The sequence below is a fragment of the Pseudomonas sp. ACN8 genome, assembly GCF_002303925.1.
GTDB lineage: Bacteria > Pseudomonadota > Gammaproteobacteria > Pseudomonadales > Pseudomonadaceae > Aquipseudomonas.
The window spans coordinates 15,834-27,424 of the sequence record NZ_MRCS01000048.1 but is presented as its reverse complement, the minus strand read 5'-3'; the positions used below and the strand labels follow the sequence as shown (position 1 = coordinate 27,424).

The following is an 11,591-nucleotide window of genomic DNA, read 5'->3' as shown; positions in this document are numbered from 1 at the left end:
CTTTGTCTGACCTGTTTCCGGTACTTTTTTAACATCGAAGTTAGGAATGGTCCGACAAACGGAAGAGACAGGCTCGGGTCAGGCGACCTGGACCGGAATGGCGTTGCTGGTGTGGCTCAGTTCATTGCCCGGTGCCATGTAGAGCATGCGCGGTTTGAAGTTGAGCAGTTCGGCTTCGCTGTAATGGGCGTAAGCGCAGATGATCACGCGATCGCCAACCTTGGCCTTGTGCGCGGCGGCGCCGTTGACCGAGATCATGCGCGAACCTTCCTCGCCACGGATGGCGTAGGTGGTGAAACGCTCGCCGTTGTCGACGTTGTAGATCTGGATCTGTTCGTACTCACGAATGCCGGACAGGTCCAGCCATTCACCGTCGATGGCGCAGGAGCCTTCGTAATCGAGTACAGCGTGGGTGACTTCGGCGCGATGCAGCTTGGCTTTGAGCATGATGGCGTGCATGAGTATTTCCCAGGTCGGAATCGAACGGCGGGCAGTTTGCCCGAAGGGGTTGTGGGCGGCAATACAGTCTTTTTGGACGCAGAAGCGCCCCTGTGGGAGCGAGCCTGCTCGCGATGGACGTTAACGATTACGCGTGTTTCCTGAATGTACGCGGCGCGTCGGAGTTCATCGCGAGCAGGCTCGCTCCTACAGGTGAATTTCGGTGATTAGTTTGGCGCGTCGAGGTTCAGGTGCAGGTTGTCGATCAACCGCGTCGTACCGAGGAACGCCGCCACCAGAATCACCAGGTCACGATCCTGCGCCGTTGCCGGGCGCAAGGTCAGGGCGTGGCGGATTTCCAGATAATCAGGACGCAGGCCGGCTGCTTCGAGCTGTTTGATCTGGGTGCCGATCAGCGTCGGGTAGTCGCGTTCGCCCTGCTTGATCGCTTCGCCGATCGCATTCAGCGTGCGGTAGACCACCGGTGCCACAGCGCGTTGCTCTTCGCTGAGGAAACCGTTGCGCGACGACAGCGCCAGGCCATCGCTTGCGCGAACAGTAGGCTCACCGATGATCTGGATCGGCATGTTCAGGTCATGAACCAGTGCGCGAATCACCGCCAGTTGCTGGAAGTCTTTCTCGCCGAAAATCGCCAGGTCCGGCTGGACCATGTTGAACAGCTTGCTGACCACAGTCGCCACGCCTTCGAAGTGCCCCGGACGGCTGGCGCCGCACAAGCCTTCGGACAATTGCGGGACGCTGACGCGGGTCTGGCCGGCCATGCCGTCGGGATACATCTCTTCAACGGTCGGGGCAAACAGCAGATGGCAACCGGCCTGGAGCAGTTTTTCCTGGTCGGCGGCGAGGGTGCGCGGGTACTTGTCGAGGTCTTCGCCAGCACCGAATTGCAGCGGGTTGACGAAAACGCTCGCCACCACGAAGTCCGCCCGTTGGGAGGCTTTGGTCACCAGCGCCACGTGGCCGCTGTGCAGGTTGCCCATGGTTGGCACAAAGGCGATGCGCTTGCTTTCGCTACGGGCTCGGGCCACGGCGGCCCGCAGTTCGCGTACGGTTTTTACGGTGTTCATGCAGAGAATCCGTGTTCGATTCCAGGGAAAGTCGCCGCTTTGACTTCAGTCACGTAGGCATTCAATGCAGCTTCAATGCTGGTCTGGCCGGTCATGAAGTTTTTCACGAATTTCGGCATGCGCCCGGTAATGGACAGGCCCAGCATGTCGTGCAGAACCAGCACCTGGCCATCGGTGCGATTGCCGGCGCCAATACCGATCACCGGAATCTTCACCGCCTGGGTGATTTCTTCCGCCAGTTCGCTCGGGACGCACTCGAGCAGCAGCATTGCCGCGCCAGCCTGTTCCAGGGCGATCGCGTCGGCACGCATCTGCCGCGCCTGGTTTTCATTGCGACCCTGGACCTTGTAGCCGCCCAGGATGTTCACCGACTGCGGCGTCAGGCCCATGTGCGCGCAGACAGGGATGCCGCGCTCGGCCAGCAGGCGGATCGAATCGGCCAGCCACAACGCTCCTTCGACCTTGACCATGTGCGCGCCGGCCTGCATCAACAGGGCGCTGTTGGTCATGGCTTGCTCGGTGGTGGCGTAGGCCATGAAAGGCAGGTCGGCGAGGATCAGGGCATCGCTGTTACCGCGTTTGACGGCGGCCACGTGGTAAGCCATTTCGGAAGTGGTGACAGGCAAGGTGCTGTCGTGGCCCTGCAAAACCATGCCGAGGGAGTCGCCCACCAGCAGCACTTCGACACCGGCCTGGTTGCAGGTGTGGGCGAAGGTCGCGTCGTAGCAGGTCAGCATGGTGATCTTTTCACCTTTTTGCTTCAGACCTTGCAGGGTGGTCAGGGTGATGGCTGGCATGAAAAGTTCCTCATTCAGGCGCTGTGGAAACTACTGCGAGTAACGCGCGTGATTCTTCGTTGAATACAGGCGCACGCTCTTTCGTCGTGCTTTTAAGGCCTGGATTGCGCCCTTGAACGCCGTGTAGGCGGCAGCGGGACGCCTATAGTCGTGAGGAGAACGAGGGAAGTCAATTGCGTGTGTTACCGCATTGTTACGGGTGGGGTGTTACCGGGGTAACTGATGCGATTCAGCAGGTTTGTTCGATTCGGCGGTTGGCTGCACTTTTGTGTTCGTCACAAACCAATGTGGGAGCGAGCCTGCTCGCGATGGCGGTGTGTCAGTCCATATCAATATTGAATGTACTACCGCTATCGCGAGCAGGCTCGCTCCCACAGGGGATCTTCGTCAAATCTGGGGGAGGCGTTCCAGGCCGACGAACGGGCATGCCTTGAGCAGTTCGGCCAAGATCCGGCCATCGGCCAGGCGCAGATCCGCAGGGGTCAGTTCCGCCAGCGGATACAGCACGAAGGCCCGTTCCTGCATGTGGTAATGGGGAACCTTGAGGCGCGGTTCGTCGATCAGGCGATCACCGAACAGCAAGATGTCGAGATCCAGTGTGCGCGGTCCCCAGCGCTCAAGGCGCTCGCGACCCTGGCCGTTTTCGATGGCTTGCAAGGCATCCAGAAGGTCGAGCGGCGCCAGCGTGCTGTCGAGAGCGGCCACCGCGTTGGTGTAGCGCGGTTGTCCGGGTAGCAGCGAGTCGCTTTGATAAAACGCGGATACCCCGACCAGCTCCGATTGCGGCAACTGCGCCAGCGCCTCGACGGCGCTGCGTAATTGTTCGGCGGGGTCAGCCAGATTGCTGCCCATGCCGATGTAGATGCGTTCCATGGATTACTCGCCCGTGGTGCTCGACGCGCCGGCGGTGCGTTTTCGCTTGGATCCCCCGCTGCGGCGACGCTTGCGCGGGGCGCCGGTGCCTTCGTCCTTGCCGCTGAGGTCGCGAATCATGTCGCGACGCTCGCTTTCGTTGGCGTCCTGATAGTCCGTCCACCATTCGCCCAGGCCATCGGTCTGCTCGCCGGCGCTTTCGCGTAGCAGCAGGAAGTCGTAGCCGGCACGGAAGCGCGGATTGTCCAGCAGCAGATCGGCACGCTTGCCGCTGCGGCGGGGCAGGCGTTCCTGCATGTCCCAGATCTCGCGGATCGGCATGGTGAAACGTTTCGGAATCGCGATGCGCTGGCACTGCTCGGCGATCAGCTCGTGTGCCGCTTCCTGCATCGCCGGAATCGGCGGCATGCCACGCTCCTGCAGGCGCAGGACTCGGGCCGGCAGGGCAGGCCAGAGCAGGGCTGCAAACAGGAACGCCGGGGTTACCGGTTTGTTCTGCTTGATCCGCAGGTCGGTATTGATCAGGGCTTCGCTGATCAGGGTATGGGTGTACGTCGGGTTGTATTCCAGTGCTTCGGCGCTGGCCGGGAACAGTGGATCGAACAACTGCAGGTCGACCAACATTTCAAACGTATCGGCGGCATGGCCGGAGAGGAACAGCTTGAGCACCTCTTCGAACAGGCGGGCCGACGGGATCTCGCGCAGCATCGGCGCCAGGCCGCGGATCGGCAGGGCGCTGTGTTTTTCGATGCCGAAGTTCAGCTTGGCGGCGAAGCGCACGGCCCGCAGCATCCGTACCGGGTCTTCCTGGTAGCGTTGCGTCGGATCGCCGATCAGGCGGATCAGGTGATTGCGGATGTCGTGTACGCCGTTGGCGTAATCGAGGATGCGTTCGCTGACCGGATCGTAATACAAGGCATTGATGGTGAAGTCGCGACGTTGCGCGTCTTCTTCCAGGGTGCCATAGACGTTATCGCGCAGGATGCGCCCGCTTTCGTTGCGCGAAGACTGGTTGCTGTCTTCCTCGTCTTCGTTTTGCGGGTGATTGGCGCGGAAGGTCGCGACTTCGATGATTTCGCGGCCGAAGTGGATGTGCACCAGTTTGAACCGGCGCCCGATGATTCGCGCGTTACGGAATTCGGCCCGTACCTGCTCGGGTGTGGCGCTGGTGGCTACGTCGAAATCTTTCGGTGTGATACCCAACAGCATGTCGCGCACGCAACCGCCCACCAGGTAAGCCTGATAACCGGCGCTCTGCAGGCGTTCAACGATATTCACCGCGTAGCGGCTGAATTGCGCCTTCTGCAGCGAGTGTTGGCCGCTGTTGAGCACTTCAGGCGTGCTGCGAATGTGTTGCGTAGGACGCTTGGGAGTACGGAATGACTGGAACAGCTTCTTCAGCATGGGATGCACTGTTTGAAGGAATATTCGGCCATAACAGAAGAATGACCGCATGATGGGCGGGGATTCTAGCATTTAGTCGGGGGATGGTGTAGGACGGCGCAAATTGACCTTGTAGGAGCGAGCACGCTCGCGATGGTCGTTAACGATAATGCGGGAATCAGGTGTCCAGCGGCGCCAATGGGTTTTTCGCGAGCAGGCCCGCTCCCACAGGGGTTTTCCGAATCGCAGAAACCACAAGGGGAGCCGAAGCTCCCCAAGAAGTAGTTGCATGCTCTATTTTTATTTTTGGTTTCGGGCTTCTTGTTTTTGTTGAGCGCCCTCGCCATGAAGCTTTCCTTCATGACCCTCCCAATCGGGAGCCAAGAGCAAACGGATTGCTTTGGTCGCTGAATTGCAGTGATCTTTCGATCCAACCAGTACAGGCTCTGTCTTAAGACAGTTTTTTGTTGTTCTCGGCCTGGTCGTGGGGCAAGCCCCAAATACAACGCCTCTCCAAAAGAATCAGTTAGCTGCGCCTCTCGCCGTCTTGTTTTTATTGTGCGTGAGTCGATTCGTCTTATTTTTATTGTCTTGTGCATTGCTTGTTATTGTTCTTGTACCAAACATATAGCAGGGTGCGTGCCAACTTTTGCGAAACCCAATAAAACAAGGGGTTAGGCCGGTCTGCAGGTATTTCGATGGCCAAAAAAAGCCGGGGCTTCGTTACCGTAAGCCCCGGCTTTTGTTACGTGAAAAAGCTGAGGTAACAGTTTTTTCACAAAGTCACGTGTTACCCCGCACATGAGACAGGTGCGGTTCAGCTTTCGCTGGCCACCCCGGTCTTGCGCCGCGGGATGCCCAGGCGCTGACGGCGCTCCCACAGGCATTTGCGGCTGACTCCGAGCTTGCGGGCCAGCTCGGTTTCGGTCATGTGGTCCTGATGTTCGAGGACGAAATGCTGGAAGTAGTCTTCCAGGGAGAGGTCTTCGGTCGGTTCGTGGTTGCTGTTACCGGTGTTGCCGTTGCCTTGTTGGGGCGCCAGGCCAATGAACTCGTCGTCTTCCAGGTCGCCCAGTTCGATGTCGATGCCCAGCAGCTCGGCGGAAATTTCCGGGCTTTCGCACAGGATAACGGCGCGCTCGACGGCGTTTTCCAGTTCGCGAACGTTACCCGGCCAGGAGTAGTGACGAATGGCTTGCTCGGCATCCGCGGCGAACTTCAGGTCGGTGCGGTTGATTCGCGCGCTTTGCCGCGCCAGGAACGCATTGGCGATTTCGTTGACGTCCGCACCGCGTTCGCGCAGGGCTGGAAGCTTCAGCGCGATAACGTGGAGGCGGTAATACAAGTCTTCGCGGAACTGGCCGATCTTCGCCAGGCTCTTGAGGTCGCGGTGAGTCGCGGCGATCAGGCGCACATCGACTTTCTGCGACTGCACCGAGCCCACGCGACGAATTTCGCCTTCCTGCAATACGCGCAGCAGGCGAGCCTGGGCTTCCAGTGGCAGTTCGCCGATTTCGTCGAGGAACAAGGTGCCGCCGTCCGCCGCTTCCACCAGGCCGGCGCGTCCGGCGCTGGCGCCGGTGAATGCGCCTTTTTCGTGGCCGAACAGTTCGGATTCGATCAGGCTTTCCGGAATCGCCGCGCAGTTCACCGAAATCATCGGTGCCTTGGCGCGTTTGGACAGGTTGTGCAGGGCGCGCGCCACCAGTTCTTTACCAGTACCCGATTCGCCCTGGATCAGAACGTTGGAGTCGGTCGGTGCCACTTTGCGGATCTTGCCGTACAGGTCCTGCATCGGTGGGCACGAGCCGATAATGCCGATTTCACCGTTGCTGTTGTCGGTCCCGGATTTCGCCGCGCCGTTGGCGGCTTTGCCGGTAACCGCTTCGCCGCCGGCTTGTACCGTTTGTCGGTCACGCAGGATGCGTGCGGCGGCTTGCAGCATTTCGTCATGGTCGAATGGCTTGGCAATGTAGTCCACCGCACCCATTTTCATCGAGTCGACCGCCGAGCGCAGGCTGGCATAGCTGGTCATGATCAGCACCGGCGTGCCCTGGGCGAGCTTGATCAACTCCGTGCCAGGCGCGCCCGGCAGGCGCAGGTCACTGATGATCAGGTCGAACGAGGGAATGGTGAAGCGTTCTTGTGCTTCCTGCACTGATCCGGCTTCGCTGACCTGGTACTGGTTACGTTCCAGCAGGCGGCGTAAGGCAGAGCGGATAATGGTTTCGTCTTCGACGATCAAAATGTGCGGCATTGATTCGATACTCTCGACGGTCTCAGTTCACAGCGGACGTCGCTTCGACATGACGCGGCAAGGTAACCCTGATTCGGGTGCCGCGTTGGCTTTGAACATCAGCCGGGCTGTCGATGGTGATTTGTCCATAATGCTCTTCAACGATGGAATAGACCAGTGCAAGGCCCAGACCGGTGCCTTCGCCAGGGTCCTTGGTGGTGAAGAAAGGTTCGAACAATCGGTCCATGATGTTCGACGGAATACCGCTGCCTTCGTCTTCCACGATCAGATCGACCGTGTGTTCGCCGGCTTCGCTCTTGACTCGTACCGCACTGCCGGGAGGCGAGGCGTCACGGGCGTTTGACAGCAGGTTGATCAATACCTGGGCCAGCCGTTGCGGGTCGCCTTCGACCCAGTGTTCGGGGTCGCACAGGTTGTAGAACTGCACTTCGAAATTGCGTCGGTTCAGGGCCAGCAGGCCGATGGCATCCTGAGCCACTTCGGCCAGACAGACGGGCTCGTCGCTGTGCTGATGGCTGCCGGCATGGGCAAAACTCATCAGCGATTGGACGATGCGCGACACGCGTTTGGTCTGCTCGAGGATCTGGCCGCTGATTTCCTTCAACTCGCCGTCTTCTTCACGTTCTTCGCGCAGGTTCTGCGCCAGGCACGCGATACCGGTGATCGGGTTGCCGATTTCATGGGCCACGCCGGCCGCCAGTCGACCGATGCTGGCCAGACGCTCGGAGTGCACCAGTTTATCCTCGAGCATCTGGGTTTCGGTCAAATCTTCCACCAGCAACACCAAGCCGCTGTTACCCGGCGCGAGGGGTTCGTCGATCGCCGCTTTGTGCAGGTTCAGCCAGCGTGTCTGGCCGTCTAGGGCCAGGTGCTGTTTGTGCAAGTGTTCGTCCGGCAGATTGATGAAGCCTTGCAGCAGTTCTTTCCATGGGTCGGCAATGGTACTCAGGCGCGAACCGACCACGCGCTGCGCGGCGATGCCGGTCAGTTCCTCCATGGCCTTGTTCCACATGAGGATTTCCTGATCCTTGGCCAGCGAGCAAACGCCCATCGGCAATTCCTGCAGGGTCTGGCGGTGATAGCGGCGCAGGGCATCGAGTTCGGCGGCCAGGCCGGTCAATCGCGAGTGGTAATCCTCGAGCCGGCTTTCGATGAAGTGAATGTCTTCGGTGACGTAGTTTTCGCCGCCAGCCTTGTACGGCAGGAACGTCTCGACCATGTCCTGGGCCACGCTCGGGCCCATCAGGCCGGAGAGGTTGGCCTCGATGCGGTCACGCAGGCGGCGCAGGGCATAGGGTCGGCGTTCGTCGAAAGGCAGATAGAGGTCGCGTAGTGCCTGTTCCACCTCTTTCTGCGCCGCTTTCGCACCCAGTGGCTTGGCCAGTTGCGTGGCGAATTCCTGGGGCGAGGCGGCGTGCAGTTCCCGGCGTTGCGGACGGCGCACGTTATCCACGGCGCAGGCTTCGGCAGCGCTGGCCTCTTCGGTGCTGGCGTTGGTAAACAGCGAGATCAGGGTGAACATCAGCACGTTGGCCGCCAGCGAGGCAATCGCCGCCATGTGCCAGCTGGTGTCGTCCAGCACGTAGATCATGTTCAGCAGCGGAATGTAGAAGCCTTGCAGGTTGCCGACCAGCGGTAACAGCATGGTCACCAGCCACACCAGGATCCCCGCCAGCAAGCCAGCGATGAAGCCGCGACGGTTGGCGGTCGGCCAATACAGGACCGAGAGCACGCCCGGCAGGAACTGCAGCGTGGCGACGAAAGCGACAATGCCGAGGTTGGCCAGGTCCTGCTCGGCACCGAGCATCAGGTAGAAGCCGTAGCCGGCCATGATGATGGCGACAATCAGCGCCCGGCGGGTCCACTTCAGCCAGCGGTAGATGTTGCCTTCGGCCGGTGGTTGATACAGCGGCAGCACCAGGTGGTTCAAGGCCATCCCGGACAGCGCCAGCGTGGTGACGATGATCAGGCCACTGGCGGCGGACAGTCCGCCGACATAGGCCAGCAACGCCAAAGCCTTGCTGTTGGCGGCAATGCCGATGCCCAGGGTGAAGTATTCCGGGTTGGTGGTGGCGCCGAGCTTCAGGCCGGCCCAGAGAATCAGCGGCACCGCCAGGCTCATCAGCAACAGGAACAGCGGCAGGCCCCAGCTCGCACTGACCAGCGAGCGCGGGTTGAGGTTCTCGGTAAAGGTCATGTGATACATGTGCGGCATCACGATCGCCGAGGCGAAGAACACCAGCAGCAATGTACGCCACGGGCCTTCCTGCAAGGGCGTGTGCAGGGCAGCAAGAGCGGTCTGGTTTTGCAACAGCCACAGTTCAAGCTGTTGCGGGCCGTCGAACACGCCGTACAGCGCATACAGCCCGACACCGCCGAGGGCGATCAGCTTGATCACCGACTCGAAGGCAATCGCGAACACCAGGCCTTCATGCTTTTCGCGGGTGGCGATGTGGCGGGAGCCGAAGAAAATCGTGAACAGCGTAATCAAGGCGCAGAAGCTCAGGGCCACGCGATGTTGTACAGGCTCTTGGGTGAGGATACCGATGGAGTCGGCGACCGCCTGAATCTGCAGGGCCAGCAGCGGCAGTACGCCGACCAGCATGAAAATCGTGGTCAGCGCGCCGGCCCAGGTACTGCGGAAGCGGAAGGCAAACAGGTCCGCCAGCGACGACAGTTGATAGGTGCGGGTGATCTTCAGGATCGGGTAGAGCAGCACCGGCGCCAGCAGGAATGCCCCGGAAACCCCCAGGTAGCTGGACAAAAAGCCGTAGCCGTACTGATAGGCCAGGCCCACGGTGCCGTAAAACGCCCAAGCGCTGGCGTAGACGCCCAGTGACAGGGTGTAAGTCAGCGGGTGGCGAATGATCGCCCGGGGAATCATGCCCCGTTCGCTGATCCAGGCAACGCCGAACAGCACCGCCAGGTACGCGGCGCTGATCAGGATCATCTGGGTCAGGCTAAAGCTCATCGGCATCTTTTTGGCTCTGCAGGATGAAGGTCACGACGATCAGAATCAGCCAGAGCAGATAAGGGCGATACCAGGCGCCAGTGGCGTCGATCCACCAATCCATGATGGCCGGGGAAAACAGGTAAATGCCCACTACCAAAAGCAGGACCAAGCGATAGATGTACATCCCGGCCTCTCTTTTTTATGCGTGTGCCCGATAACGTGCGGCGATGGTAACGGATGGGCGCGCCACTGCAAGTGCGATCACAATAGCTGTGCCTCGGGCAGGCTCAGAGTGCGCGGGATCAGCGAGGCATCCCAGTGGACAATGCCCCAATTCAGTACTTCCCGTGGCGTGGCGTACGTCAGTTCGGTTCCAGGGTTCTGTCCCAGCGCCCGCAACGCCCGCAGCAGCAGGGGCGTAGCCTGATCCTCGGTCAACGGTGGCGAGCGGTAGGACTTGCCGAGTTTGTTGCCATCCGGCTGGGTAATCAGCGGGATATGCAGATAACGCGGTTGCGGCAGGCCGAGCAGTTCTTGCAGGTAGAGCTGGCGGGGCGTGGAGTCCAGCAGGTCGGCACCGCGAACGATATCGGTGATGCCCTGCCAGGCGTCGTCCAGGACCACGGCCAATTGATAGGCGTAGAGCCCGTCGCGGCGGCGGATCACGAAATCGCCGACTTCCCGCCCCAGATGCTGGCGGTATTGGCCCTGCACCCGGTCGATGAAGTGGTATTCCAGTTCCGGTACGCGCAGGCGGATGGCTGCATCCTCAGTGCCATGGCCGGCATTTCGGCACAGCCCCGGATAAATCCCGTGATACGGCTCCAGCTGTTTGCGCGAGCAGGTGCAGGCGTAGGCCAGGCCTTGATTGAACAGGCGATCGAGCACCTCGGCGTAGGCATCGTGCCGATCGCTTTGGCGAACCAGGTCGCCATCCCATTCGAAGCCATAGCTTTCCAGGGCCTTGAGAATGGCCGCCTGGGCGCCGGGTTCCTCGCGGGGTGGATCAAGGTCTTCCATGCGCATCAGCCAGCGTCCGCCCACCGAGCGCGCGTCGAGGTAGGAGGCCAGTGCGGCGACCAGCGAACCGAAGTGCAGATGGCCGCTAGGGGTGGGGGCGAAGCGCCCGATGTAAGTGGGGGAGGTGGCGGTCATGAATACAATGTCACTTGTTTCGGGCTTGCGCCAGGCACCTGTGGGAGCGAGCTTGCTCGCGAATGCGGTGTATCAGCCAGCATCGATGTTGAAGTTGATGGCCCCTTCGCGAGCAGGCTCGCTCCCACAGTGTATTGCCGAGGCGAATTCTGGAAACAAAAACGGAGCGTTCGCACGCTCCGTTCTTCGTTCAAGTCGCCATTATTTGCCGACTTGCTTTTCCTTGATTTCCGCCAGGGTCTTGCAGTCGATGCACAGGTCGGCGGTAGGGCGCGCTTCGAGACGCTTGACGCCAATCTCGATGCCGCAGGATTCACACCAGCCGTACTCTTCGTCTTCGATCAACTGAAGTGTCTTGTCGATCTTCTTGATCAACTTGCGTTCACGGTCGCGGGCACGCAGTTCGAGGGCGAATTCCTCTTCCTGGCTGGCACGGTCTGCCGGATCAGGAAAGTTGGCCGCTTCGTCCTTCATGTGGTCCACGGTCTTGTCGACACCTTCCATCAGCTCTTTTTTCCACTGATTCAGGACCTTGGTGAAGTGCTTGCGCATGGGCTCGCCCATGTACTCTTCGCCGGTTTTCTGAACATAGGGCTCGAAGCCGCTGATCGTCTGGTTTTGCTGCTTTGCTTGGGTGGACATGAAAT

General features: G+C 60.3%; 10 protein-coding genes. All 10 read right to left on the bottom strand.

Features of this window, described 5'->3' with window-relative positions:
• Positions 1 to 78: 78 nt before the first annotated feature.
• Complete coding sequence (gene panD, locus BSF44_RS23400) at positions 79 to 459, bottom strand: aspartate 1-decarboxylase (protein WP_003228271.1); 381 nt, start codon at positions 457 to 459, stop codon at positions 79 to 81.
• 206 nt (positions 460 to 665) lie between these two features.
• A complete protein-coding gene (gene panC / locus BSF44_RS23395) occupies positions 666 to 1,526 on the bottom strand; it encodes a pantoate--beta-alanine ligase (protein ID WP_095945512.1) in 861 nt (286 codons plus the stop codon).
• Positions 1,523 to 2,323 (bottom strand): 3-methyl-2-oxobutanoate hydroxymethyltransferase, encoded by an 801-nt coding sequence (panB, locus tag BSF44_RS23390; RefSeq protein WP_095945511.1) that lies wholly within the window; start codon positions 2,321 to 2,323, stop codon positions 1,523 to 1,525. Before panB ends, panC begins: the two co-directional genes overlap by 4 nt.
• A gap of 387 nt (positions 2,324 to 2,710) precedes the next feature.
• Positions 2,711 to 3,196 (bottom strand): 2-amino-4-hydroxy-6-hydroxymethyldihydropteridine diphosphokinase, encoded by a 486-nt coding sequence (folK, locus tag BSF44_RS23385; protein ID WP_095945510.1) that lies wholly within the window; start codon positions 3,194 to 3,196, stop codon positions 2,711 to 2,713.
• 3 nt (positions 3,197 to 3,199) lie between these two features.
• Positions 3,200 to 4,600 (bottom strand): polynucleotide adenylyltransferase PcnB, encoded by a 1,401-nt coding sequence (locus tag BSF44_RS23380; RefSeq protein WP_172435391.1) that lies wholly within the window; start codon positions 4,598 to 4,600, stop codon positions 3,200 to 3,202.
• 796 nt (positions 4,601 to 5,396) lie between these two features.
• Positions 5,397 to 6,836 carry a sigma-54 dependent transcriptional regulator gene (locus tag BSF44_RS23370; protein WP_095945507.1) on the bottom strand — a complete coding sequence of 480 codons (1,440 nt, stop codon included), beginning with the start codon at positions 6,834 to 6,836 and terminating at the stop codon, positions 5,397 to 5,399.
• A gap of 22 nt (positions 6,837 to 6,858) precedes the next feature.
• On the bottom strand, positions 6,859 to 9,813 hold the full coding sequence (locus tag BSF44_RS23365) for a sensor histidine kinase (RefSeq protein WP_172435390.1): 2,955 nt from the start codon (positions 9,811 to 9,813) through the stop codon (positions 6,859 to 6,861).
• Positions 9,797 to 9,973, bottom strand: a complete 177-nt coding sequence (locus BSF44_RS23360; protein WP_003176118.1) for a hypothetical protein — start codon at positions 9,971 to 9,973, stop codon at positions 9,797 to 9,799. The genes BSF44_RS23365 and BSF44_RS23360 overlap by 17 nt, the downstream gene beginning before the upstream one ends.
• A 77-nt stretch (positions 9,974 to 10,050) precedes the next feature.
• Entirely contained in the window at positions 10,051 to 10,944 is an 894-nt protein-coding gene (gene gluQRS, locus BSF44_RS23355) for a tRNA glutamyl-Q(34) synthetase GluQRS (protein ID WP_095945505.1), read from the bottom strand.
• A gap of 201 nt (positions 10,945 to 11,145) precedes the next feature.
• A complete protein-coding gene (gene dksA / locus BSF44_RS23350) occupies positions 11,146 to 11,586 on the bottom strand; it encodes an RNA polymerase-binding protein DksA (RefSeq protein ID WP_008053890.1) in 441 nt (146 codons plus the stop codon).
• Between the last annotated feature and the right edge of the window lie 5 nt (positions 11,587 to 11,591).

Excerpts from the sequence above, each read along its gene's own strand:
- BSF44_RS23370 (WP_095945507.1), bottom strand. The coding sequence starts at position 6,836 with ATGCCGCACATTTTGATCGTCGAAGACGAAACCATTATCCGCTCTGCC.
- folK (WP_095945510.1), bottom strand. The coding sequence starts at position 3,196 with ATGGAACGCATCTACATCGGCATGGGCAGCAATCTGGCTGACCCCGCC.
- panC (WP_095945512.1), bottom strand. The coding sequence starts at position 1,526 with ATGAACACCGTAAAAACCGTACGCGAACTGCGGGCCGCCGTGGCCCGA.
- BSF44_RS23360 (WP_003176118.1), bottom strand. The coding sequence starts at position 9,973 with ATGTACATCTATCGCTTGGTCCTGCTTTTGGTAGTGGGCATTTACCTG.
- gluQRS (WP_095945505.1), bottom strand. The coding sequence starts at position 10,944 with ATGACCGCCACCTCCCCCACTTACATCGGGCGCTTCGCCCCCACCCCT.
- BSF44_RS23380 (WP_172435391.1), bottom strand. The coding sequence starts at position 4,600 with ATGCTGAAGAAGCTGTTCCAGTCATTCCGTACTCCCAAGCGTCCTACG.
- panD (WP_003228271.1), bottom strand. The coding sequence starts at position 459 with ATGCACGCCATCATGCTCAAAGCCAAGCTGCATCGCGCCGAAGTCACC.
- BSF44_RS23365 (WP_172435390.1), bottom strand. The coding sequence starts at position 9,813 with ATGCCGATGAGCTTTAGCCTGACCCAGATGATCCTGATCAGCGCCGCG.
- dksA (WP_008053890.1), bottom strand. The coding sequence starts at position 11,586 with ATGTCCACCCAAGCAAAGCAGCAAAACCAGACGATCAGCGGCTTCGAG.
- panB (WP_095945511.1), bottom strand. The coding sequence starts at position 2,323 with ATGCCAGCCATCACCCTGACCACCCTGCAAGGTCTGAAGCAAAAAGGT.